Annotated in this window: 20 protein-coding genes and 1 pseudogene; 17 read left to right on the top strand and 4 right to left on the bottom strand. The window is 59.3% G+C overall.

Annotated elements, in window-relative coordinates; translation table 11 throughout:
* Positions 1 to 1,346 precede the first annotated feature (1,346 nt).
* Entirely contained in the window at positions 1,347 to 3,218 is a 1,872-nt protein-coding gene (locus tag QA640_RS39650) for an HrpF/NolX family T3SS translocon protein (RefSeq protein WP_283038055.1), read from the bottom strand.
* A gap of 635 nt (positions 3,219 to 3,853) precedes the next feature.
* On the opposite strand from QA640_RS39650, the gene QA640_RS39645 reads away from it, so the two are divergent.
* The 10 genes from QA640_RS39645 to QA640_RS48480 all read left to right on the top strand — a co-directional run bounded on the left by QA640_RS39645 (position 3,854) and on the right by QA640_RS48480 (position 13,736).
* On the top strand, positions 3,854 to 4,039 hold the full coding sequence (locus QA640_RS39645; RefSeq protein ID WP_283038054.1) for a hypothetical protein: 186 nt from the start codon (positions 3,854 to 3,856) through the stop codon (positions 4,037 to 4,039).
* Positions 4,040 to 4,109: 70 nt separating this feature from the next.
* Positions 4,110 to 4,424: a hypothetical protein gene (locus QA640_RS39640; RefSeq protein ID WP_283038053.1), complete on the top strand. Its 315-nt coding sequence runs from the start codon at positions 4,110 to 4,112 to the stop codon at positions 4,422 to 4,424.
* Between the two features lie 122 nt (positions 4,425 to 4,546).
* A complete protein-coding gene (locus QA640_RS39635) occupies positions 4,547 to 5,437 on the top strand; it encodes a hypothetical protein (protein WP_283038052.1) in 891 nt (296 codons plus the stop codon).
* A 37-nt stretch (positions 5,438 to 5,474) separates the two neighbouring features.
* Positions 5,475 to 6,008: a hypothetical protein gene (locus QA640_RS39630; protein WP_283038051.1), complete on the top strand. Its 534-nt coding sequence runs from the start codon at positions 5,475 to 5,477 to the stop codon at positions 6,006 to 6,008.
* 2 nt (positions 6,009 to 6,010) lie between these two features.
* Complete coding sequence (locus QA640_RS39625; RefSeq protein ID WP_057743429.1) at positions 6,011 to 6,454, top strand: hypothetical protein; 444 nt, start codon at positions 6,011 to 6,013, stop codon at positions 6,452 to 6,454.
* Positions 6,435 to 8,543 carry a type III secretion system export apparatus subunit SctV gene (gene sctV, locus QA640_RS39620; RefSeq protein ID WP_283038050.1) on the top strand — a complete coding sequence of 703 codons (2,109 nt, stop codon included), beginning with the start codon at positions 6,435 to 6,437 and terminating at the stop codon, positions 8,541 to 8,543. Before QA640_RS39625 ends, sctV begins: the two co-directional genes overlap by 20 nt.
* A 2,358-nt stretch (positions 8,544 to 10,901) precedes the next feature.
* The gene (locus QA640_RS39615; protein WP_283038049.1) at positions 10,902 to 11,357 is read left to right on the top strand and encodes a hypothetical protein; all 456 of its coding nucleotides are present in this window, start codon (positions 10,902 to 10,904) and stop codon (positions 11,355 to 11,357) included.
* Positions 11,358 to 11,960: 603 nt separating this feature from the next.
* Positions 11,961 to 12,692 (top strand): amidase, encoded by a 732-nt coding sequence (locus QA640_RS39610; protein WP_283038048.1) that lies wholly within the window; start codon positions 11,961 to 11,963, stop codon positions 12,690 to 12,692.
* A gap of 8 nt (positions 12,693 to 12,700) precedes the next feature.
* On the top strand, positions 12,701 to 13,156 hold the full coding sequence (locus QA640_RS39605) for an amidase family protein (RefSeq protein ID WP_283038047.1): 456 nt from the start codon (positions 12,701 to 12,703) through the stop codon (positions 13,154 to 13,156).
* Positions 13,146 to 13,736, top strand: coding sequence for an alkaline phosphatase family protein (locus tag QA640_RS48480; RefSeq protein ID WP_349253677.1), 591 nt, complete (start codon positions 13,146 to 13,148; stop codon positions 13,734 to 13,736). The genes QA640_RS39605 and QA640_RS48480 overlap by 11 nt, the downstream gene beginning before the upstream one ends.
* A gap of 49 nt (positions 13,737 to 13,785) precedes the next feature.
* Here QA640_RS48480 and QA640_RS48475 read toward each other — a convergent pair whose 3' ends face one another.
* Positions 13,786 to 14,322, bottom strand: coding sequence for a hypothetical protein (locus QA640_RS48475; RefSeq protein ID WP_349253676.1), 537 nt, complete (start codon positions 14,320 to 14,322; stop codon positions 13,786 to 13,788).
* Between the two features lie 103 nt (positions 14,323 to 14,425).
* Between QA640_RS48475 and QA640_RS48470 the strand changes: the two are divergent.
* Together QA640_RS48470 and QA640_RS48465 are read left to right on the top strand one after the other, a co-directional pair.
* Positions 14,426 to 14,896: pseudogene (locus QA640_RS48470) on the top strand (alkaline phosphatase family protein); the annotation flags it as partial.
* A 79-nt stretch (positions 14,897 to 14,975) separates the two neighbouring features.
* On the top strand, positions 14,976 to 15,716 hold the full coding sequence (locus QA640_RS48465; RefSeq protein WP_349253675.1) for an alkaline phosphatase family protein: 741 nt from the start codon (positions 14,976 to 14,978) through the stop codon (positions 15,714 to 15,716).
* A gap of 324 nt (positions 15,717 to 16,040) precedes the next feature.
* Here the strand turns inward: QA640_RS48465 and QA640_RS39590 are convergent, their stop codons facing one another.
* A complete protein-coding gene (locus QA640_RS39590) occupies positions 16,041 to 16,907 on the bottom strand; it encodes a phosphonopyruvate hydrolase (RefSeq protein WP_283038046.1) in 867 nt (288 codons plus the stop codon).
* A 26-nt stretch (positions 16,908 to 16,933) separates the two neighbouring features.
* Positions 16,934 to 18,103: a PLP-dependent aminotransferase family protein gene (locus QA640_RS39585; RefSeq protein WP_283038045.1), complete on the bottom strand. Its 1,170-nt coding sequence runs from the start codon at positions 18,101 to 18,103 to the stop codon at positions 16,934 to 16,936.
* A 159-nt stretch (positions 18,104 to 18,262) separates the two neighbouring features.
* On the opposite strand from QA640_RS39585, the gene phnF reads away from it, so the two are divergent.
* The 5 genes from phnF (at position 18,263) to QA640_RS39560 (ending at position 23,572) form a co-directional block, all read left to right on the top strand.
* Positions 18,263 to 19,021 carry a phosphonate metabolism transcriptional regulator PhnF gene (gene phnF, locus QA640_RS39580; protein ID WP_283038044.1) on the top strand — a complete coding sequence of 253 codons (759 nt, stop codon included), beginning with the start codon at positions 18,263 to 18,265 and terminating at the stop codon, positions 19,019 to 19,021.
* A 363-nt stretch (positions 19,022 to 19,384) separates the two neighbouring features.
* Positions 19,385 to 20,551 (top strand): ABC transporter ATP-binding protein, encoded by a 1,167-nt coding sequence (locus tag QA640_RS39575; RefSeq protein ID WP_283038043.1) that lies wholly within the window; start codon positions 19,385 to 19,387, stop codon positions 20,549 to 20,551.
* A complete protein-coding gene (locus tag QA640_RS39570; protein WP_283038042.1) occupies positions 20,548 to 21,471 on the top strand; it encodes a sugar ABC transporter permease in 924 nt (307 codons plus the stop codon). Before QA640_RS39575 ends, QA640_RS39570 begins: the two co-directional genes overlap by 4 nt.
* Positions 21,468 to 22,301 (top strand): carbohydrate ABC transporter permease, encoded by an 834-nt coding sequence (locus QA640_RS39565; RefSeq protein WP_283038041.1) that lies wholly within the window; start codon positions 21,468 to 21,470, stop codon positions 22,299 to 22,301. The genes QA640_RS39570 and QA640_RS39565 overlap by 4 nt, the downstream gene beginning before the upstream one ends.
* 5 nt (positions 22,302 to 22,306) lie before the next feature.
* On the top strand, positions 22,307 to 23,572 hold the full coding sequence (locus QA640_RS39560) for an extracellular solute-binding protein (protein ID WP_283038040.1): 1,266 nt from the start codon (positions 22,307 to 22,309) through the stop codon (positions 23,570 to 23,572).
* The last annotated feature ends 100 nt before the right edge of the window (positions 23,573 to 23,672 follow it).

Below are 23,672 nucleotides of genomic sequence, written 5' to 3'. Positions count from 1 at the left end.
GCAGCAGGGATGCGCCGCCGGGACGGGGCGCACCTGTTTGCGAGCTTCCGGATGCTCGATCGCCCCGCCAACAATCATCGCCGGAACGCGAGGAGCTTGCTTCCCGATGTGGTGCGCCGGACTCTTGAGGATCAAAGCGGACCCGCTGCACGATAGAGCTAAACGATTGGCCTCCTTCTCCCGGGGCACCAGCTGGTCCAGCGCCAACTCCTTCGGTGCCGTCGCTACCATCAGTTCCCGATCCAGAAGCCTCCGACCGCCCACGTCCGCTAACGTTCATAAAAGTCCATCTCCGATGCAGGCAACAATGTGATCGCTATGGTGGCTGAATCCCTGACCTGCTTTTTCAGAACGCATGAGCGTCTATGCAGCGCTTGGACAGATCATCACGGGCGGACAAATTTGGTCTCGGATCAGGACCTCGCTCGGCCACGAAGCTTCTCATCTAGCGTCAGTGAACCATTTGGAGGTGCTGGCAGGTTGCATCAGTCATGACGAGGGCGGCCGCGATGTCGAGAAAGCAGGGCCTCGCGCAAATCGCGAACGAGCCGCTCGCGTCTGCCTTCTGGAAGGGCGCTGAACCCGTCGCGGCCGAAACGGTTCGGAGCGAATAGGGGCGGCGTTCGGATAAAGGTTGAGCAGACGGGGGACGCTGAAAGCACAAGCGTAATGTCTGTCCAAGCACCAACTGGCGCTGGCCAGGGCGGGCGCAGAGTGTGGTAAGCGTTGTCTGTCTGGAAAGATTATGCAAGTCCCAGCCTATTCCTGCAATCTTGCTGTTATTCTCGGTCGTCACAGACGCCGCTTCCGCGCACCTCGAACCGCAGCCCGTCCCGGCCTTTGCGTGGTCCCACTTTCGGTGGCACAATTGCTGCCATCTGCAACTGAGCTCGCATCGCGCGCTCAATCTATCTTCGTCCATAGGCTGCATCAGGGATCTAGCCTGCACCGATCTTTTCACGCATGCGATTTTGCTATCGCCTAACGCAATTTAGCCGACCCATGCGCTCGATCGCGCAAGCGGCGTCATGCAACGATCCGCAGCCAACCTGCAACGGCCTAGCACCACAACGCCTGCTCGCAGTCTCGGCTAGCGCAAAGGCAAAGCGATCGGAAGCTGCATGCAGATTGCGTCAGCGTCAGGAATTCACTCGCTTGGCTTAAGAGTGCGCGGTTACGGCGCGCACTCTTCTACGTCGCTTATTAAGGGACGGCTTCGCGGTGGAGAGGCGGCGCCTAATCCGCGAGGTCCTCGCCGTTGCGCGCCTGAATGTGGCAGCAAAGTTTGCGCGACGGCGTCATTTCAAGAACAGACTCCAAGTCGGAGACGGCCCGCACAACTCGCCTCATGCCACATTCTGAGATGACTCCGTGGTGGCGTCCTTGCTCGGAACATCTGCATCTCGCGTGGGCTCGGTCTCAAGCTTTTCCTTGAGGTCGTTCAAATAGTTGTCCGCATAGGATTGCGCCTCCGAGATCGTCATATCGATCCCCCTCGCCGCAGCCTCTTCCAGCACCGTCTTTGCGAGACCCTCGCGTATCGCCAATTTGACCTCGGGCCCAGAGATACAACCAAGGGCCTGCGCCGCGAGATTGATGCCGGCTTCTGCCAGCGCCTTCTTCATATTGCCTCCGGTAATGGCCGTGTGCAGAATGTTCGCTGCTTGCGACTCGAGCTCAAGCCCCATCGATATGGCATCGGCCACTTCGCCCAGGACCGGAATGAAGCCGAGTAAGCCGACTGCCGTGGCCGCCACGTCAAGCACCTTAGTGCCTACCTTGAGCACGTCATCGACCACATGCATGAGGGCTCCGCCATTCTTCTTCGCAGACTTGATATCGGGTTGGTCGGCAACCCCGGTCATCATGTCCGCGACAGCGTCCTGGTCGGCGGCGGTCGTGGGGGCGTGGGTCTTTACCTGCTGAACGGTGCGATTCGCACCTGACATGTTGCTGTAGAAGTGCGTGAAGTCGTCGTTGCTGATATTACCGGAATCGACCGTATGCCCGCCGCCGAAGTCGAAGAACTTATGATGGGTCTTATAGCCCGTAATCGAATTGTTCAGCAAACCAAACAACAGCGGGTCCGAGAGCAGCTGTGACGCTGCTTGGCGTACGCTTGGATCGAGACTCTTGTCGTCGGCCATGCGCGCCAGCTTGTCTCGTGTCAGGTCACCGTCCCCGAAAAACGCGGACTGATTCTTGTTGATCGTTCCGAGCGTGTCGAGCTCGCTCTGCGTGAGATTCATGGATGATGAAGCGACTTGCAGAAAGTCCTCTTTGTGGACTTTATCGATCGCGCCGCCGTACAACCCCTTCCAGGCGTCCGCGTGGTCGAGGAAGTATTGTGCCGCCGCGATCACCTGGGGGGGACACTTGCCCGTCTTGGCCGTGCCGTCGACGATCTGCTTGAAATCGTCCAGACTCAGAGACTTGGGCAGGTAGTCGGAATACCGGTAAAGCTCGCGCAATGCATCATTCAAGGCCATGACCGACGGTTGACCATCTCCGGTACCATCGGATGGAATGTAGTTCTGCTCGTAGCTGTGCGCCTGCTGCTCCTGGAAATTAGCCACCTGTGAGTGACTGGCGGAGAACTCGGTTAGATCCTTCTCCTTGATCTTGCCCCCGCAGCGGCCGTCGCCTTGAGAGCCGATCGCATAGAAGAGCTCCGGGTCCTGTCGCAATTTGTTGATCGCCTCCTTCAGATCCGGTGGCGTCGAAGGATCGTTGGCCTTATCGGCCAGCGAATCCCAACTGAGCGGGCATTGATCCTTGTGCCGATTCAGCACGGCCACGATCTGCAGCTCCTCATCGGTAAGCGTGCCGCCGTTCCACGTGATCCTCGAGCTTGCCACCGGCTCGGCCGCAGGTGGCGGAGGAGGCGGCGCTGTTTCCTCGACGGGCGAGTTGGAGGACTCGTCCTGCGCGGATGCCTTTTCCTCATCGGATGCCTTTTCCTGCTCAAACGCCTTGTCCAATGCCTTAATTGTCGCCTTCAGATGCTCCGGCAGTTCGTCCGTCGAGTCCTGCGCCATCTGCAATTTTGACTGCCGCTGATCCGCTGACGTGGAGGGATCTTCGGATTTGTCTTGCGGCGAATAAAGGGACACTGCTGCCTCGAAGAGCGAAGCATCGCTTTGCCGCGACGAAGCTCCCGGAACAAGAAACTGAGTGTGATTCGAACTGGCGGGTTGCGAGAAGTTGTTGAGTTGCATGGAGTTCATTCCCAGGGCGATAGAGACGGCATCGGCGTCTTGAGATCAACGTTCTCATAGAGCAGCGAGCTTTCGAGAAGCTGACGAGTTTCAGAAGGTTCACGTTGAGCCAGCGGCGCCCTCCTTGATTTCCCCGGAGAGGGACTGCATGGTCCTCAATCATCTCTGGCCGAGCGCAAGCGCGGACATGACGCTATCCCGGCGCGGTCTGTCGGAAGTATAGGAGCCTTCCGGTCATCCATCGCGAATACTGTTGTCGAGGAGTCGCGGAACAATAGCCTCTACCGATTCCCTCGGCGGCATCTCCGACAGTTCGTGGCGGGTCTGCGCCCTACACCATCGAGCGTCTGATCACGAGTGCGATGACGTATGGTGGATCAGGTGCCAGGACTATCTGGAGGGTGCGGGAGATGTTGCAGAGCTTAGGTCGCGCGGCCATTGAAACTCGCGCGGTGACAGATACGCCATGGGGCGGCGGAGCCGGACTCTCATCTCAGTGCCGATTTTCACTGAAGTTGTCGCTGGATTCGTTCTTGGAGTCGTCAGCTTCTCGACAGCTACCCCCACTAGCATGAGCACTGTGGATCGCTAGTCGGCGATGCCACCTTTTTCGGAACTGAAGTGAGAAGCACCAGATGTCCGGCGCAATCGAAGGCGTGGTTCACACCAATTTGGAGAGTGATAGTTCGCAATCTGCAGCTCAGCGCCAAGAATTAGAATCAGCTTTTGGTTCGGTTCTTGGATCGGTCGCGCTGCAGATGATGGACCGAAACATGGCGAATCTTCACGAAGCCGTGGCTGAAACAGAAGAGGACACCTGACGCCGAATAGTTCGATGTCAGGGGAGTGTCGCCATAGTTGGCGGCAGATACAAACGGAAGGTGAAACGATATGGTCAACAAAGTTGGTTCTGGCTCTCATGGTGGTGATCATGAGCTCGATCAAAGCAAGGTTGAGAATAAGTCGGCGGGCGACAAGTCAAAGGACGCGGCCGATAAGTCGAATAATGCTAGCAAAGGGTCTACGGCAGCTTCGGGCACTGGAGCTGTAATTGATAAGGTTGGCGGCGCCGCCACTTTCGAGGCGCTCATCGCGGAATTGAAGGCGGTTAACCAGGAGGCCATGGTTCAGGACATACGGTTGCGCTCATTGTCTACTGAGCTCTCGAGCGAGAGGAAGGCGGCCAGCGAGCGTGTCAACGGGTAATGCTGGAAAGCGGGGCACTCCTTGCTCCGCTTTTTCCGTGGCGGCGATGTGACTAGTGCGGCTGAGAGTGAGCCGTGCGGCAATCGCCTGCCCCTGCTCCTTTTGGTTCATGGGGATTGTCCGTGAATGAGGCTGCCTCCCTCCATTTCGAGGTACTATCGGGACTTTATGTCGGGCTAACCGGAAAAGCGTCTGTCGGAACGAGTCTTATCGGTAGTGGTTTCGACGCAGATATGATCTTCGTCGAGCAAGAGCTTGAGCCGCATCACCTTTGTGTCACCCTCGTTGGCAACTCGATCGAGATAGAGGCCCTTGCAGCCATAAGCACTGCTGCGGGCGAGGGGGAGATTGCCGCAGGCGAACGCGTTGTTCATTCCCTTCCCGTCGTCGTTCACGCGGGCGCGATGTCTATTCGCTGGTCGTTGCCGAATGCGGTCGTAAACAGTTCGATCGTCCCATCGCGCGCTTCGATCCCGGCGCTGGCCGTCGTGTTGCTCGCCGTTATCGCGATCGGCGCTTTTTCGACCGTTTTCTTCAAGGTCAACGCAGGTGCCCCGAGCGCCAATGCGCCGTCTGCCGCCGAGCTCGCACCCAAGCCGCGGATGAATCGGCCTAACGATCGGCATGCCCAAGACGCAGCCGAGCTGTTGAAACAGGAAGTTGTTAAGGCGGGCCTGCTCGATATCAAGGTCGGTTCTGGGCCCGGCTTTGTCAGTGCTGAGGGAACCGTCACACCTGCAACTCTTGCGAAGTGGCAGGAGCTCCAACAACGGTTCGATGGCCAGACAAATGGCGCGCTAACATTAGTAAACGGCGTGCTGGTCAAGGAGGATAAGCAGCCATCCGCAATCGCTCTCGAGGCTGTTTGGCGTGGAGAGCAGCCCTATTTGCTTATCGGTGGACAGAAATATTTCGTCGGTGCTCTGTTGGCTGACGGATGGTTGGTTGATCGAATTGAGGAGGGGCGCGTGCTGCTAAGTCGGAATGGCCGCTTTGCTGCCCTCGCCTACTAGACGTTCGAAAGCTTCGGAAGGAAACTAGGAGAGCGTCATGTCAAAGCTGTCGCGCCACGATGTCAGGCCTGGCACCGCCTCGCAGAGATTCGACGAGCACCATCATGCACCAGGCATCGAGCCAACCATTCGCCAACTTAACAAGGCTGAGATCGACGGTCCTCCTGCAAACGGCGAGAAGGATCACGCGTCGGCTCGGCGGGAACCGAACGCGTCATATTTGCCGCTGGATACGGCGATCGAAGCCGTATTGGAGGCCAAAGACATTGATGCAGTCGGGCGCGTCGGTCTCAACCGCACCCGCATTAATGAGGTCGACTCACGCGCAGGTCTGTCGTCGCTTCATGGGCGCGATATTGCGTATGATCTCTTCGCCTTCGTCACGCCACGGCTGCGCAATCCGGACATGCTGCGGGCAGAGCCGTACGGTATTCTCCTGGAACGTCTCGCCTCTAAGCTCTTGGCCGCGCCTGCGGATACGATGGCCCGCGACGGTCTCGTCGTCCTGCAGCAGACACTGCAGTGGCTAATCCTGCTCCGGCAGAATAGGAACAGCTTGATCGAAGCCTAAGCATGGTCATCTCCGATGGAGCGCATCCGACAACAGAGGTTTCGAAATCCGGTAACGTCTCGCTGAGCTCCGGGCAGGCGCGCGATTTGCTCTGCGCCCTTTCCTATCTTCATCTTGCATGCGGGCAGGGCGCACAATGCGTAGCTCTGTTGCGGCTCATCGTCGGCAACGACTCTCAAGACGTCGATTTGCTACGGATTCTCGCCTACGCTCTCATCTCGGAGGGTCTCGGCGACGAAGCGCTGCCGATCTTGGATAGACTTGACACACTCGATGACGATCCGTCCTCGCGCATCCCGTTGATGCTTTTACGTAGCCATGCCTTGCGGCGGGCCGGCCGCATGGACGAGGCGCGCGCGGCTTTCCAAAACTATGTTTCGCTGCGTGCCGGCACGGTTCTTAACGACCAACGATCAGAAGGGCTCCATGACCAACGTCCTGCGTGACATCATTGTGCGCGCGTCGGCCAACTCCGATTTGATGGTCGCGTTGATGCTGCTTCTAACGATCAGCATGATGATCATGCCGATCCCGATAGTAGCGATCGATACGCTCATTGGCTTCAATCTGGGCTTCGCCATACTGCTGTTGATGGTTGCGCTCTATATCAGCACGCCGCTTGAGTTCTCGTCCTTGCCGAGCGTCATTCTGATCTCGACAGTATTCCGTCTGGCGCTCACCATCTCGACGACGCGACTAATCTTGGCCGAGGGGGATGCTGGCAGCATCATTCACACGTTCGGTGACTTCGTCATATCGGGAAATATCGTCGTCGGCATCGTCATATTCTTGGTCGTGACCATGGTGCAATTCATCGTCGTCGCCAAGGGCGCTGAACGGGTGGCGGAGGTGGCGGCGCGCTTCACGCTCGACGCTCTGCCCGGCAAGCAAATGGGAATCGATGCGGAGCTGCGCAATGGCCATATCGATCAGGACGAGGCCCGCAGCCGGCGCGCGACATTGGAGAAAGAAAGCCAGCTTTATGGGGCCATGGACGGCGCCATGAAATTCGTGAAGGGCGATGCCATCGCAGGGTTGGTGGTTATCTGCATCAATATGCTGGGTGGGGTCACCATTGGCCTGCTCTCCAAGGGCATGACTTTCGCCGAGGCGCTCCAACAGTATACCCTGCTGACGATAGGTGATGCGCTCATTTCGCAGATTCCCTCGCTCCTGCTCTCGATTACAGCCGGAACAATCATCACTCGCGTCAATGGGGTTGCCAAGCTCAATCTTGGAACCGATATCGTCAACCAGCTCACGGCCAATCCTCACGCATTGCGACTGGCTGCCTGCGTCCTGGTTGTAATGGGGGCGATTCCGGGTTTCCCGCTCCCCGTCTTCTTCGTTTTAGCCGCGGTTTTTGTGGCAGCGAGCTTTGCCGACGGTGTGATCCACAGCGCTAAGAAGAGCGCGGATGTCTCCAGCCAGGCCACCGCTCAGCCTCCCAAGCAAACCGTGCCTGCGGAGGCACTTCCAATCGCGTTGTACCTCGCACCAAGTCTGATACAGGCGATCGACAAAGACGAATTGCAACAGCACATTGCGCGCGTTTCGGGATTAGTCTCAGCTGATCTGGGCATCACTATACCGCGCATCCCCGTCGAGGTCGACGAGCGCTTGCCAGCGTCACAGTTCAGGGTGGATGTCGAGGGCGTGCCGGTCGATCAGGATCTAATTGATCCAACGCAGCTCGCGCTCAACGATGATGTGGCCAACATTGAACTCAGCGGCATCCCGTTCCGGCATGACCCGGAGACGGACAAAATCTGGATCGAACAAAGCAATGCACCGGCGCTCAAGGCGGCCGGTATCGGGCACCGCCGTCCTGTTGAAATTCTGGCCTTGCGCGTCCATTCGGCGTTGACCCGCTATGCACAGTGCTTGGTGGGTATCCAGGAGACGCGCCAATTGCTGGCCCGAATGGAAGCGGAGTATTCCGATCTGGTGAAGGAAGTCTTGCGTACGACCCAGATTCCTAAGGTCGCCGATGTCCTGCGGCGCCTTTTGGACGAGGGAATTCCGATCCGAAATACCCGGCTGGTTTTGGAAGCATTGGCCGAATGGAGTGGACGAGAACAAAACACCGTCTTGCTCACGGAATATGTTCGCTCCGGTTTGAAGCGGCAGATCTGCCACCGCTATGCCAACGCGCACCGTGTCGTGCCCGTCTTTATCATCGAGCGTCAAACTGAGGAGATCGTGCGCAGCGCGGTGCGCGATACCGCCAAAGGACCCTACCTGGTCTTGACGGAGGGGCAAAGCGAAGCGCTGCTGTCAAAGATGCGTCAGATCAATTCGAACAGAGTTCCAGGTCAGACCCAACCAGTTATCCTTGCTTCGATGGACGTACGACGCTTTGTCCGCGGTTTCCTCACCCGCAATGGGATCGATCTTGCTGTTCTATCCTATCAGGACCTTGCCCCGGACTTCACAATCCAGCCAGTTGGATCGATCACATTGACAGCTGCGAAGGACAAGGCTCCCTCGGAGCAACTTCGCAACATGCTTGCGACAGCCGACTCACCGGCTTAGCACTCGATTAGAGAAGGGTCGTATGAATTCACGTCGGAAAAACGCTCCAACGCGCCTGCGTTTATTTTGTCCGCTCTCGTGCTCGGCTCTCCTCGCCATTCTGGGGCTCGGAGGTTGCGCTAGCTGGGATAGACCTGCTCTTCAAGTGCAGGAGACGCCGTCGCCACAATTGCTTGGCGCCAAAGATATCGATCCCGCCATGCGTGAACGCATCGATCGCGCGATCGGCCGGAATTCTAACTAGAGGCTTTGCGCGACACGCTGAGGCAGAAAACCTCGGAATGTCGATCGCTTTGGACCGTCTCGCCGCAAAGCGCCCGCATTAGCGGCCTGAGATACTCGTCAACCTTTTGCCGGTGTGTCGAGGCAACCCGCAGGCGCCGATGAAAAATCCTTATCCCCGACAACGGGGCAGGCATGGCGAGGCACAAGCACAGTATCGACAAGCAACCGCGGCAGCACAAGTGAACCCGATGTTGCGTGGCAAATTGACATGTCGGTGACGCTCGATGCGAACGCGATAGGCCATCATGCAATGGATGAGCAGCCGTTAGCCACGCCAGTATCTGAACTTCACGCTCCCGACCTATCTTCTGAGTCTGAGACGTTTTGGCTTCTCGAAGGCCAGCCGCCGGGCACAGAAATCTCGGTGTCTACACGACAATGCCACGCCGGTTTCGTCAGCTCGTGGTCAGCTCGGCGCGTTAACTAAAACGTCCGGCTACTTAGCTTCGTCGCAATCCAATGGAGTCAGCGAGGAGCATGTATTCTCGTTGCACTTGCGGCTCTTATTTTGCAGCGATGGGCCGAGAGGCATGGCTCATGCTGCCTAAAGTGCCGTCATCTCGCGAGGCGCGTGCCTCGGCACACAACAACGCCCCGCGCCTGAATTTTCCGATCTCACGAGCACTCAAGCACCCGTCGGCTGGTCACAGTCACGGCGGCGCATTGGCCGCGCGCAAGTGTGGCGTCCGATTTGTCGGTCTGAGCGTGAGCGAGCAAATCGAGTGCGCCCCTGTGAAGTTCGTAGCAGGGCACTGGTGGCGCGCATTGGAGGTTTAGCGTGAGAGATATCAGCAGTCGTGGAAGGCCGCGGGGGACTAGAGCTGACAATCGCGGAGAGGTCGGCGATCCTCACGCTGAAGGAGGTGTTGGTCCTGAAGAAGGCGGACAGTCGTTCGGCTCTGTGCTTGCGCGGGTGCACTCTGAGCCGCACGATTTTAATACCCCCTCTATTCCCATCCGTGCCGATGACCGGAGCGCCCAAAGGATCCACGGTACGAGCTCCGAAGTCTCGTACAGATCTCATAGTGACACGCAACATCGGGAAGAAACATCGTCAGGTTTTGGAGGTTCGCGCAGCGATCGAGCATTCAGAGGATCGCGAACTCACGCGCTCCCCCCACATGGGCGATTCGTGTCAGGCCGGGAAACTGGATCAGAAAGGCAGCGTCTAGACGAGTTCGCGGCGCAGGCGGGCTATCGTGTAACTTCCGAACGGCCTTATAGATCTTATCGTGACGCCCTAGGTCGGGACGAAAGCTCATCGCGTTCTGGGTTGCCCCGCGAGCTTGCACGGGGAAGCGTGCAACCAGACGCCTTGCCGCGGACATCGGCAATCCGCGCCCGACTTTGCATCTAGGCCAGGATGGCAGCGCATCCGCGGGGTCGAGGCGCAAAGCAGCCATCGTGCAGGCTTTGAACGCCCCTATGGACGAGATCGTGACGTACGGGACCAAGGCGGCGGTGCGTTGCGTTCTCATAGTGAATCCTGCCGCTACGGTCCAGCGCAAATAGATCCGCTCCCGCCGCACAGGCAATCCGCGCCCGACGTTGGTCAAAGACCAGGAAAGCGTCGCTTCGACGATGTCGCCGCGCAGAGCAACCATGGTGCGATATCGGAGCGACCCGAGCGTGCCTCAAATGCACTTAATGCAGCGCTAAGAGACATCGATTGCGCCCGCGACATCCGTGAATTCTCAGGTCCCGTGGTCAAGCATGCCAGGCAACTACGGATGCCGGCCCAGGCGATATTCTTGCAAAAGGCGGCTGCTGATTTCCAAGACAGATTTGTTGCACGCTTGGAGAAAAATATCCGCTCGGGGAAATCCTGGAACTACGCGACAATATGTAACGAGGTGACCCGGGAGGCTGGCGGTCGGGAAAGGTGTGGAACCTTGCAAGGCCTTGGCGGCTCGGGTGTCGCAGCTCGATAACCCCCTCATGAGGGAAGCCGAAGGCCGAGCTCTTTCGCTCCTTACACCTTCCTTCGCACGGCACCCACTGGCAGCGGAATGACGCCATGGAGCAATCAGGATTGCCGAATTTTACTGTGATGAAAGGAGGCTACTTCAGGAGATGATCGGTCAAAGTCTATCCTTGCTCGTGAATAGCTTCAGCAAATGGCCGGAAGAGCTGGCATGCCGCCAAGCCACGCTCAGCGTCGCTGATGAGGTCGTCAGGCGTCCCGACCAGCTTTCTTATAGCCCGCAGGGACTGGCGAACCTCGTAAACGGTTTCAACAAATGGCCGGACCAGGCGGCCACCCGCCGAGCCACGGTTACGATCGCCGGTGAAGTCTGTCGCCGCGCTCCCCGGCTATCTGATTGTACATCGCGGGAACTTGCGAACCTGGACGGTTTCAGCAAATACCCGTGGATGCGCGGCAAACCACAGCTGCGATTGCTCGTGAGATCCTTGGCCGCGCCGATCGTCTTTTTCAGTTCACTCACCAGCATTTGGCAAACCTTGCGAACGGCTTCAGTAGGTGCCCAGAAGATCGGGCGGCGAAGCTATCATCGTGCTAGCGCGTGAGGTCGTTAGCCGTGCCGACCAGCTCTTTCGCTTTACTTACCAAGACCTGTCGAACCTGGTGAACGGGTTCAGCAAATGGCCGGAGGCTGCACCGACGCGCCAAGCCAAAGTTGGTATCGCTGCCGATTTCCCTGGGATTATTACGAGCGGATTGCCACCATTCCAGCGGCAGAAGCATTCCGCAGTACGGCAGCATCCGGATGCAGCGCAGATCAAAACGAAGCGAAAGGGCGGTGAGAACTATGCACTACCCGCGCATGTCGCGGCGGAAGCAACAAGAGGCGTCGGATAAAGTCGATCTCGGCTCGGGCTGCATCAATAGCGACTGCGCAATCAGGCGGGTGCCCCGGCCCTGCAACAATAAAGTGATCGGAGAGAAGTTGGACGAGTCCATGGATTAATGGTCGCGGCCGTCCTTCTGCCAGATCATGATCGCGGCGCCATACGAAACAACACCACAATGCAGCCAATCGCGTTCGCACCGTCCGCCGATCCAGCGCGCCTCTCCGCACAAGAGGCGCTCGCGCCATTCGCGAGGGACGACTCGCTGTTCTTTCGTTCGTGAAGGCCTGTCTTGACCGCATCGCGGCGCGCGAGCCGGAGATGAGAGCGTGGAGTTATCTCGATCGCGATCTGGGATGTGAACAGGCAAGGCGCGCAGATGCGCGGCAAGCCGTTGGCGAGCCGCTCGGTCCCCTGCACGGGCTCCCCGTCGGGGTGCGAGACGTCTTCGATACTGCCGATATGCCGTCGGAATACGGTAGTGCGCTTTATCGCGCGAGGGTACCGGAAGCCGACGCCGCTGCGGTGAGCAAGCTGCACGAGGCCGGGGCAATCATCCTCGGAAAGACTGCGACCTCCGAATTTGGCATGTACCATCCACCGCCCACGCGGAATCCGCATGACCTCTTGCGCTCGCCAGGAGTTTCCTCCTCCGGCTCGGCCGCGGCCGTCGTGGACTATAGGACGCCGCTTGCCCTCGGGACGCAGCATACTGCCTCGACCACGTTGCCCGCGTCCTTCTGCGGCGCCTTCGCTTTCAAGCCGTCGCTCGGTTTCACGAAAATGACGGGCTCGAACATTCTGGTGCCAGCGCACCTGGGTCTTTTGGCGCGCTCGGTCGATGATCTCGCGCTCTTCGCCGGCGCATTCAACCCGGCGCTTGCGGAACTCGATCCGGTCGAAAGATTTCCATCCCCCCGCATCGCCTTTGTGCGCGGACCCGGTTGGACCAATGTGACCTTCGACGCGGCAACAGCACTTAAAACCTTGCTGTCGCGGATCCGTGTGCCGACCCCGAACCGGTCCTGCCACCCGAATTCGATCGGACCGTAGAGGTGACGATGGGTCTGCTCGATGCCCATCTTGCCTTCCGATTTGGTGGGCTGCCGGCGGAAGATTTCGCGCAGCTATGCTCGTCCCTACAGGCCGGAGTGCAGAACGGCAAGAGCATGAGCACGCCGCGCTATCTCGAGCTCGATGCTCTCGCCGATCGTCTGACGGCGCTCGCAGATCGTCTCTTCGCGGAGCACGACCTGCTTATCACTCTCTCGACGCTCGGCGAAGCGACGCGGCTCGAAGACGGGCCTGGTTCGGGCGTGATGTCGATGCCCTGGAGCCTCTGCGGCTTACCAACGCTTTCCCTGCCGCTGCTGCTAGGCAAGCACGGTCTACCGATCGGGCTTCAACTCATCGGCCCAAAGGGCGGGATCGCTCTCACTTGCAGGTCGCCGCCTGGGTCGTCGCCGAAACCAGCCCAATCATCTTACACCAAGCCTGGGAATTCCAATGTCGCCTGAATTGTCGTGGTCGCATTCTGATCCCGCCCGCCCGCCGATCGAAGTCAACGGCCGTCTCTATCGCTGGCCAAAGCGACCGACTGTGGTGGTTTGCTTTGACGGCTGCGATCCGTCCTATCTGCAGGCCGCAAGTGCGGCGGGGGTTATCCCGACTTGTGATCGCCTGCGGCGTACCGGCTATTGGGGGACGGCGCTTGCCGCAATGCCTACCTTCACGAATCCCAACAACGTATCCATCGTCTGTGGTGTGTCGCCTGTCGTGCATGGCGTCTCGGGCAATTTCTACATCGACCGCGAGACAGGCCGAGAGATCATGATGGTCGACGCCACGCCGATGCGCGCGCCGACCGTTCTTGCTGCCTTCTCGCAAGCTGGCGCTTCCGTCGCAGCCGTGACCGCGAAAGACAAATTGCGCAAGGCACTCGGGCGCGATCTCAAAGGCATCGCCTTATCAGCCGAGGGGCGGATTGTGCGACAGAGTCCGAGAACGACATCGCCGACGTGCATGCACTGGTCGGCCGCACCGAGCCGGATCAATATTCGGCTGATCTCTCGCTCTTCGTGCTCGACGCGGGCGTGAGACTGCTCCAAACCCGGCGGCCGGAGCTAATGTATCTTTCGCTCTCCGACTATGTGCGGCACAAGCACGCACCGGAAGAGGTCGAGGCTGTCGATTTCATGGCCGAGGTCGACAGGCGCATCGGCGAGTTCATTGAGCGCGAGCGGTGGTCGGTATCGTCGCCGATCACGGCATGTCTGACATGGCGACGGCGGATGGTACACCGAACGTGCTCTATCTCGGCGATGCAATCGATGAAGCGTTCGGTGCCAATGCTGCCCGCGTGGTCTGCCCGATCACCGACCCCTTCGTCCGACATCATGGCGCGCTCGGCGGCTTCGTGCGCGTCCACCTGCTGCGACGGGACGTGGAGATCGCCACGATCGCGGCATTCATTCGGAGGTTGCCCGGAATTGCTCTCGCCCTGCCTCGCGACGAGGCCTGCGCCCGCTTTCTGTTGCCCGAGGACCGGGAAGGCGATCTTGCCGTCATCGCTCAGAAGGGTGTGGCTCTTGGCGCGCGCCGCGCGGAGCACGATCTCGCCCAGCTCGCCGGCCAGCGCCTTGCGCTCGCATGGCGGCCTTTCCGAGCAGACCGTCCCGTTCATCCTCTCGCATCCGCTGCGGGCGGATGCGGCTGCAGCCGGCTCTGGTCCCCTGCGAAACTACGACGTCTTCTCGCTGGCGCTGAATGCGGTAGAGGTCTGAACCATGCGCCGCGTCGTCATCGTTACGCTCGACGGCCTGCGAGGGGATATGATCTCAGAGCAGACAACGCCGAACCTAGTCAGCTTCGCCCGTCAGGCCGAGCGTTTCGCCGATTACCGGACGGTCTTTCCGTCATGCACCCGTGTCGTCTCGGCGAGCCTCGCCACCGGCTGTTACCCCGCCCGCCATGGCCTCCAGGGCAACTCCGTCGCACTGTTGGAGGACGGCAAACTTGCGCTGCGCGACGCCGGCGATCCCGAATTCCTGCGGCACAAACGGCGCGTAACGGGCACCTCGCTTGCTATGCCGACACTGGCCCAGCGGGTGAAGGCAGTCGGCGGCGCCATCGTCTTCAGCAACGTCTCGCCCGGCGCTGCCTATGCTCACGATCCCGATGGGCATGGCCATGTCTACCATCGTGCCGGCTCCTTCGAGTTCGGCCGCGTGCCGGTCGCAGCCGACGATCATCTTAACGTGTCGCTCGACGTCGAGGGCGACAGGCGCATGACCAAGCGCTTTATCGACAAGGCTGCTGCGCCGGCCACCCCTGGCTGTGCTCTGGCTCGGCGAGCCGGACCATATCCAGCACGAAGCACCGCTCGGCTCGCCCGAGCACCTCGCCGTGCTTGCGGCGGCGGATGCTCATGCCGGCCTGGTCACGTCCGCGGTACAGCAACTGCGCGCTGCTGGCGACGACATCCTGCTTCTGATTGGCTCCGATCACGGCCATCAGACCGTTACCGGCGTCGTTGACATCGACGCCGAATTCGTGATGGCGGGTCTGAAGGAGAGCGATAGCTCCAACGATGTGATGGCCGTCTCGAACGGCACTTCGGCATTGATCTATGTGGATCCCGATCGCGCCCACGCGTTGCCGGCTCTCCGCAGCTTTCTCGCATCCCGCGACTGGGTCGGTGCGCTGTTCGGTCCCGACGAACTCGCACAGATCGGCCAGAAACCGGAGGGCGGCCTCGCCTTCGGCGTCTCGATGGCGGCGAGCGAGGCGGCCAACGATTTCGGCGTCCCGGGCGCGAGCCTCGTTGCCAAGCCCGCCATGGGCAAGCCGGACCGCCTCGGCTGCGGCCAGCATGGCGGGCTGGCGCGCTATGAGCAGACACCGTTTCTGATGGTGTCTGGTCCCGGCTTCCAGCCGGGTGCCGTCTGGCGGGACGTCGCCCGCATCGTTGATATCGCGCCGACTGCGCTCGCTCATCTCGGCCTTGATGCGACTGGCATGGACGGCGCGCCACTGCAACGCCCGGTGGCTAGTACCCAGACGGAGGAGACGCGATAGGCGCCCCATCGTTGAGAGCAGCCTCGTCAAGACGCACGGGTCGACCGCCGTGCGCGCGGCGTGTCGCTCGACATCCGCGACGGCGAGTTCCTGACGCTGGTCGGCCCGTCCGGCTGCGGGAAACCGACCCCCTAACGCAATTGCTCGCCGCCGGCGATGCCACGCGCGAGTTGGAAGCCCGCTCCTTCGGCGAGGACAGCAAATAGGCGCGCAGCCGCCGCCGAGCGAGCGTGACCCCGATCAATTTGTATTCTTACCGAACGGTCCGCGGCGGCTACTCGCTGGTCGAGTCCGGCCGGAACGAGGTGAAGCCGAGCGAAAAGCTCAGCGTAGGAACTGCTTCTCGACTATTTTCACCCGGTCCATTCCCTGCAGGCGAAAGATTTCTTCTACGGAAACGATATTTTCGTTCACCGTGTGAATGCCGCCATCGCGCCGAATGCGCGCAAATATATCCTTCATTGCCGTCACAGACGCACGGATTGCGTGGTTGCCGTAGATCACCATCCTTATTTTGCGCAAGGCGGATATCCGGCTCTCGTTCATCTCCGGATAGGCGGTGGGCACAATGACTATCGGAACATCGCCGCTCCAGGCGCGCACAAAGCTCTCCACCTCATCCGGCGTCTTCTGCTTGGAGTGGATGAGAAGCATGTCGGCGCCAGCCGCTTCATAAGCTGCCGCGCGCCTGAGTGCCTCCGCCTCCCCTAGACCCGCAATCAACGCCTCTGTGCGAGCGATGACTACAAAGTTGGGGTCTCGCCGCGAGGCAAGAGCCGCAGCGATCTTGCCCTGGAATTCCTCGATCCGGACCAGCTCCTGCCGGCCCGTAGACGCAAGGCTGGAGACCTTGGGAAACGTCTTGTCCTCGATCACGACGGCCGCGGCGCCGGCACGCTCATATTCGGCAATCGCGTGCGTGACGTTGATCGCATTGCCATAGCCAGTATCAATGTCAGCAACAATAGGCAAATGCGCAGAGCCGGACATTGCACGCACCATGTCGAGGTGCTGTGTCATGCTGACAAAGGACAGATCGGGCATGCCGTAAAGAGCCGACAGCTCAAAGCCGGAAGCCCAGATTCCATCGAACCCCGCCTCCTCAGCGAGCTTTGCGGACAAGGGGCTGTGAGCCGCCATGACATGCAACAGCCGACGCTCGGCTAATTTTTCTCGCAATTTTGAGGCCATAGTGACTCCGTTCCCATAGCATCTCTTCAGCCGCATTGAGCAGCGATCGTCTTTGATACATTACCCGCGGGTCCGCGATCGAGGAGAGCTGCTATCCGGGTGATACCGACCGTAGCAGCTCTCCGGCTCGACGGAGTTGAAAGCGACAATCGCACCGCGTTCGGCACGGGCTGATTGTCAACAGCGAAGAGCTTGGCACTCCTGATTAATACCCCAGCAGCCACCGCCGATCGCGCAAAGCCGTCAGACGTCCACGGTGCCGGCAACGGCAACCAGACGTGCATCGAACCCGGTTTTGAGACAAGGCCGAAGCGGCCTAGGGCACAACGTGCCATGGCCTCTCGCGCTGTGTTCTCCTCTCGGATCGCCGCGGAAATCAAATCCGCCGCGCCCGAAAGCGTCCAGTTTGCAATGGCAGCGGTCAATAGGGGAGCCGCAGTCCAGAACGAGAGCCGCTCGACGGGCGCCAACGCGGAATCGCAGTGAGCTCGCGAAGGCCCGACCACGTATGCCAAGCGCAATCCGTGCGCGAGTCCCTTGGTCGCGCTCATGATGTACCACACGACATCAGGCGCGATCTTGGCAATCGGTGGGGCGGCATCAGGATGCAAGCGTCCAAGGGCTTCATCCTCGATGATCGGCACGCCGTAACGGCGGGAAATATCTGCAAGAGCGAGCCGACGGGACAAAGGCATTATTGCTGTTGTCGGATTCTGCACAGTGGGATTACAGTAAAGGGCGCGGACGCCACCCTTCCGGCAGGCTTTTTCGAAGGCATCAGGCAGAATGCCGTCCTCGTCGACATCAAGTCCCACCAACTCCACCCCGGCGATACCGGCAAGCTCACGCAAAGCCCCGTAGGACAAGCGCTCGGCCAACAAGCGGCCGCCCTTGCCAACGAGGTGATAAAACAGGAGAAGGAGTGCGCTCTGCGTCCCGTTGGTCGTGATCATACATTCGATATCGATCGCATCGCCAAGGCGTGGCGACAGATAGCGCGCCCCACCTAGTCGCCCGCTCGACGACCCGCGCGCGATATCGCCATGAATCAATCTGTTCAGACTACGGTCAGAACGAAGCCGCTCAATCGCGCCAGCAAGCTTGGCATCAAGCATAGGCACCTCAGGCGGCAACGAACGCGTGAAATCAATAAACTGATCGACGGCTTGGCAAATTTGGGGCTCTTGGATTTCCATAGAAGCTGGGTCGTATCCGAAAAGGAATCACTCGCAGCCGTGTCTGGGCCGCCACATTTTGAGTCTATAACCATAGACCGTTGTGGAGTCAAAGGTTCTATGCAGCTATTCCCAAAACAGTCTACAAGTACGTTGCGGACACACTTAGGGAATGTCACAGTGGTGAAGGAAAACTCAAACCGGATTGAGCGAGCGGGTATCACTATATGGCGTCAAGTCAGTGACGCGCTCGCCGAGGATATTGCAAGTGGGACCTTTGCGGCGGGCGAGCGCCTACCTTCGAGCGAATCGCTAGCGGCTCGTTTCGACGTCAACCGACACACGGTGCTGAAGGCCATCGCGCAATTGGAAGCGGAGGGCTATCTAAGGATCGAGCGCGCGCGGGGCGCTTACGCCGTCGTAAACCCCATTGAATTGCGACTCGGTGCTAGAAGTTGGTTCGAGCAGAATCTCCGCGACGGTAATCGGACGCCTGCGCGCACGGTGATCGGGATGGAAAGAGTTCGCGCCACGCTGGAGATCGCGACAGCACTCCAAATTAAGCCCGGCAGCCCGGTTTTCTTTGTGACCCTGTTGGGCGAAGCCGATGGATTCCCGGTCAACTACAACTACAACTATTTTCCAGTGCAGCGCATGCCAGGCGTCGAGGAAGCTTTCCAGGCCGTCGGTAAGGGGCCAACGGAGGACTTTTCTTTCGGCAAGATCTTTAAATCTATTGGCGTGAAGGATTTTCGGCGCAAAACCATTCGAATTCGTGCGCGACCTCCGAGCCGCGAAGAGGCAACGAATCTGAAAATGCCGGTGAGCGCTTACGTTCTAGTAACAGAAGTTGTTCAGGTCGACAGCAAAGAGACTCCGGTCGTATACGCTGAAAGCTGCTACAGCGCCGGCCGCGTGAGCTTACTCGTGGACATCTGACGCCTCGCAATTGACAGGCTCGTGTCCGCTCGGCCGAACCCTGGCTGGCCCAGCCTGGGCGGCGCGTGCCTCAAGCTCTCGCCGAGGTTGGCTTCAGTCGCGGTTTCTCCTTTTCTGCCGGAGCTTCCAGTATCATCAGCGAGCTAGGCCAGATTGAAGGCTCCGGCCGGCCTTGGCTCTTGGGCATTTGCTCAACAGACCTCTCCTGCCAATCCTGATCACTCTGCGTAGCACCCAAAGATCCGATCTATACGTTTTAGAACATTCGGTCTTTTGAGCAGGACAAGTTTCGTCATCAAACAGTCATGTGGCAATGGTTCTATAACTAATAGCATAGCGAAGACCAAATGATGAGGGGATCCTTTGGCAGGCGTATCCGTTCGCGGAATTTCTAAATCATTCGGCTCCGCTCTCATCCTCGATGGGATCTCGCTCGACGTCCGCGACGGAGAGTTCTTGACTCTTCTCGGCCCGTCGGGCTGCGGTAAATCCACTCTTCTAAGGATCATCGCCGGACTTGAGCGGCAGGATTGCGGGACTATTGAGGTCGCCGGCGTCAAGGTCGATCACCTTCGTCCCAAACGGCGCGATGTCGCCATGGTGTTTCAGTCATACGCCCTCTACCCGCATTTGACAGTCTCGGAAAATATGGCGCTGCCTCTGAGGATGCGCCGACTTTCGGCCTGGCAGCGGCTTCCTGTCATAGGCGCTCTGCTCCCAAGGGCCCGCTCGGTGAGCGCCGAGATCAAGACCGAAGTGGCGCGCACCGCGAAGGCGCTCGGAATCGACCATCTCCTCGCGCGCAAGCCCGGCCAACTTTCCGGCGGTCAGCGCCAACGCGTGGCCGTCGGGCGCGCCATGGTTCGTCATCCCGCAGTCTTTCTGATGGACGAGCCGCTCTCCAATCTTGACGCAAAGTTGCGCGTCCAGATGCGTGGTGAAATCAAGGAGCTGCATCGTCGTCTGGGCGTAACCTTCGTCTATGTGACCCACGATCAGACGGAAGCCATGACCCTGTCCGATCGCATCGCGGTCATGCTAGACGGTCAACTGGCGCAAGTGGCGTCGCCAGAGCAGATCTACGCCTGTCCCGCCGATCGGCGCGTGGCCGAATTGATCGGCGCGCCCAAGATCAACCTGCTCGAGGCCACACCGAGAGGTGAGGGGCTTTTGGCCGTTGCGGGGTCTACTCTTGCGCTTGACAGCAAGCTGGACGGCGGAAACTGTGTCACGCTCGGTATTCGTCCGGAGTCGCTGCAGTTTGCCGAGCGGGCTGGCCTGAACACATTGACGGGAAGGCTGTGCTATGTCGAGCATGTTGGCGCCGATCTGTTTGCTCACGTGGACATCCCGGGCTCGAGCGAGCCTTTTGTTGCGCGCCTTCCGGTCGAACTCGCATCAAGCCTTCAATCCGACCAAGCCGTGCATCTCCGGGTTCGGCGTGAGCAGGCGTTGCTGTTTTCCGCTGATGGGCGCCGGCTTTCCGAGGGCGATGGTCAGTTTACGCAGCTTCGGAGCTGCGCGGGGTGACGTCGGAACAGCCAGCCATTGTCGACCGGCAGTTGCGGGTCGAAACGGGATCTACGGAGAGGCTTGCCGGCTATGTCCTGGTCGGGCCGGCTTTGGTCTTCATTCTTCTGCTCTTCATCCTGCCGGCGGGCGCCGTGCTCGCGATCGCTGCGACCGACTGGCATCTTGGGGCAAAGACGCTGTCGTTCATTGGCGCAGCGAATTTCACCAGTCTGCTCGCCGATCCAGCGTTCCGTGCGGCACTCTTCAATACGGCCGCTTACGTCCTTATGGTTGTGCCAAGCACGCTGGTTCTCGGGCTGTCCCTGGCGCTCCTGATCGAGAGCGGTAAGACCCTGCGCGCCTTCTATCGCGCGATCCACTTCTTGCCGTTTATGACCTCGCTTGCCGCCATGGCAATCGTGTGGGAGGCGCTGCTGCATCCGACCATCGGTTTAGTCAACCAGCTATTTGCGGCTGTTGGTTTGCCGACTGCCAACTGGTTGCGAAGCGAGTCGACCGTTTTGCCCATCCTGGCCGTCATTGGCACTTGGCAAAGCCTTGGCTTGGCGCTGGTGCTGTTCCTCGCGGGCCTTAAAAACATTCCGCAGGATCTCTATGATGCCGCCGATATCGACGGCGCCGATGGGGTGCTGGATCGCTTGCGGGTCGTGACACTTCCGTCGCTAGCTCCGGTCTCCCTCTTCGTGCTCATCGTCGTGACACTGCGCGCTTTCGCGACCTTCGACACCGTCCAGATTCTGACGCGGGGAGGGCCTGACAACGCATCCGTCATGCTGTTGTACGCGCTGTACCGGGAGAGTTTCGAGTATTTCAGGACCGGCTACGGAGCCGCTATCGCCGTCATCTTTCTGTTGATTGTTATCGCGCTTGCAATGCTTCAGACGCGTGTCGTGAACACCCGGGCGCCCCACCAATGACCTCACATGTGAAAATTCTGGCTGGCGCGCTTCGCCACGCCATACTGCTCACGACTGGCTCGCTCGTCCTTGCACCCTTTGTCTGGATGGTGAGTTTGTCGTTGAAGCCGCCGGCCGAACTCTTCTCGTCGAGCTTCACATTGCTGCCGGAGCATTGGTTCGCGGTGGAGAATTACACCAAGGCGCTCACCGCGGCGCCTTTGCCAAGATTCATGCTGAACGGAGTGATCGTATGCGCGGCGATCCTTCTGCTGCAAATCATCATTTGCGCGCCAGCGGCCTATGCGCTTGCGAAAATTCGTTTCGCCGGTCGCCAAGCCTTCTTCGGGCTTGTGCTGATTGGTCTGCTTATCCCGCATCAGGTGTTGGCATTGCCGCTGTTCATTCTCTGCTACTGGCTTGGAATTCTGAACACTTATGCCGCGTTGATCTTCCCGTTTGTCGTCTCACCCTTCGGCATCTTCCTGTTCCGCCAGTTCTTTATGTCCATCCCTGACGACATCATCCATGCCGCGCGCCTGGATGGCCTTTCGGAGCTAAGCATCGTGTGGCGGATCATGCTGCCCATGTCGCTTCCTGCAGTCATCGCCTTTTCGATTGTCTCGGTCGTCAGCCACTGGAACGATCTCTTCTGGCCACTCCTCGTAGTGCACTCTCAAGAGTTCATGCCTCCGTCACTCGGCATCGTCACCTTCGCCAATGCGGAAACCGGCAATGATTACGGACCCTTGATGGCAGGGGCTAGTCTGGTTGTCGCACCGCTGGTCATTTGCTTTTTTGCCGCGCAGCGTTGGTTTATCGACGGACTCACGGCCGGAAGCGTCAAATGAGAGCTATGAAGATCATGAATCTGCGTTGCTCGCTTGCTGCGGTAGTCCTTGTTGCCGTTTTGATCGGAAACGCTGCATATGCCAATTCCAACGTCTTGCGCGTTTCCGCGGTGCCTTCGACATTTTCAAAAGCCTTTCGCGCCCTGGCATCAGCGTTCGAGAGAGAGAACCCCGACGTTCGCATCGGACTTGACGTCTCACAGATCGACCAGCCCGCGATCATGCGGCAGACTCTGCGAATGGCAATCTTCGGCGACTTGCCCGACGTCTCTTTTCAGGGGTCCAACTATCTCCGCCTACTTGCCGACCGCAATGTGCTGATACCGCTGGACCGTTTTATGAATGCCGATCCTGCGTGGAATCCACAACTCTACTCCCCTTCGGTAGCATCCGTCGGCCGCATCGGCAACACGACTTACGGTCTGGGCGTCGGGATGTCCTTTCCTATTGTCTTTTACAACAAAGCTCTCGTCTCGAAGGTTCAGGAGGGGGCTGGTTCTCTCCCTGCCAATTGGGATGGCGTCCTGGATGTTGCAGCACGTATCCAGTCAGAAAATAGCCAGGTCCTCGGAATCTTCTCCGAATACAACTCATTCATGTTCCAAGGGATGGTGGGCTGCTTCGGCGGATTCATGATGAATTCCGACGACTCTCGGGTCACGTTCACGGAGGGTGCCGGCCAAAAGGCGATGGAGTTGCTACGTCGCATCGGTCTCGCCGGACAAGCGAAGGTCGACATGACCAAATCGCAATCGCGGCAAGCGTTTACAGGAGGCCGGATCGCGATCCTGCTAGATTCGAGCAGCAGCCTCGCATCATTTGAAAACGAAGTGGCCGGGCGGTTCGAAATCGGAACGGCCCCGCTGCCAGTGATTGAAAGCGATGCGTCGCTTCCTACGGCCGGCATAACGGCCGTCATGCATACGACCGACCCGGCCCGCCAAGCCCTTGCATGGCGCTTCATGAAATTTGTAACCGGCGTAGAGGGACAAACTGTGGTCGCAACGGCGACCGGCTATGTTCCCGCCAACGAAGCTGCGATCGCGCAACCGGGGTCCCTCGCGGACTACTATGCGGCGCACCCAACTATGCAGGCGGCGCTGCGTTCCATCCCGCGTAGTCGAGGCTGGTATGCCTTCCCCGGAGAGAACGCTGGCCAGATTGATATGATGATTGAGGATCGTGTGGGCGAGGTCATGAGACTTCGTCAACTTCCAGTTCCGGCGCTCGATCGCCTTGCCAAAGATATCAGCGCTCTGCTCCCAAAATGATGCGAGCACGCCCAGCAACGTACTCCGGCGCTCGGCAAAACTCTAAAGACAGGCCTATTCGAGTCGCGATAGGGACGCTCGTTTCCCGGCGCCAACCCGG

The sequence above is a fragment of the Bradyrhizobium sp. CB82 genome (assembly GCF_029714405.1).
In the GTDB taxonomy this organism is placed as follows: Bacteria; Pseudomonadota; Alphaproteobacteria; order Rhizobiales; family Xanthobacteraceae; genus Bradyrhizobium.
Note: the sequence above shows the minus strand (reverse complement) of the source record. Positions and strands in the feature narration are given on the sequence as shown.

Coding starts and splice junctions, on each gene's coding strand:
- QA640_RS39565 (WP_283038041.1), top strand. CDS start 21,468: ATGACCTCACATGTGAAAATTCTGGCTGGCGCGCTTCGCCACGCCATA.
- QA640_RS39625 (WP_057743429.1), top strand. CDS start 6,011: ATGGTCATCTCCGATGGAGCGCATCCGACAACAGAGGTTTCGAAATCC.
- QA640_RS39630 (WP_283038051.1), top strand. CDS start 5,475: ATGTCAAAGCTGTCGCGCCACGATGTCAGGCCTGGCACCGCCTCGCAG.
- QA640_RS48475 (WP_349253676.1), bottom strand. CDS start 14,322: ATGAACGGGACGGTCTGCTCGGAAAGGCCGCCATGCGAGCGCAAGGCG.
- QA640_RS39640 (WP_283038053.1), top strand. CDS start 4,110: ATGGTCAACAAAGTTGGTTCTGGCTCTCATGGTGGTGATCATGAGCTC.
- QA640_RS39560 (WP_283038040.1), top strand. CDS start 22,307: ATGAAGATCATGAATCTGCGTTGCTCGCTTGCTGCGGTAGTCCTTGTT.
- QA640_RS39650 (WP_283038055.1), bottom strand. CDS start 3,218: ATGCAACTCAACAACTTCTCGCAACCCGCCAGTTCGAATCACACTCAG.
- QA640_RS39645 (WP_283038054.1), top strand. CDS start 3,854: ATGTCCGGCGCAATCGAAGGCGTGGTTCACACCAATTTGGAGAGTGAT.
- QA640_RS39590 (WP_283038046.1), bottom strand. CDS start 16,907: ATGGCCTCAAAATTGCGAGAAAAATTAGCCGAGCGTCGGCTGTTGCAT.
- QA640_RS39605 (WP_283038047.1), top strand. CDS start 12,701: ATGGGTCTGCTCGATGCCCATCTTGCCTTCCGATTTGGTGGGCTGCCG.
- QA640_RS39610 (WP_283038048.1), top strand. CDS start 11,961: ATGAGAGCGTGGAGTTATCTCGATCGCGATCTGGGATGTGAACAGGCA.
- QA640_RS48480 (WP_349253677.1), top strand. CDS start 13,146: ATGTCGCCTGAATTGTCGTGGTCGCATTCTGATCCCGCCCGCCCGCCG.
- QA640_RS39585 (WP_283038045.1), bottom strand. CDS start 18,103: ATGGAAATCCAAGAGCCCCAAATTTGCCAAGCCGTCGATCAGTTTATT.
- QA640_RS39615 (WP_283038049.1), top strand. CDS start 10,902: ATGATCGGTCAAAGTCTATCCTTGCTCGTGAATAGCTTCAGCAAATGG.
- sctV (WP_283038050.1), top strand. CDS start 6,435: ATGACCAACGTCCTGCGTGACATCATTGTGCGCGCGTCGGCCAACTCC.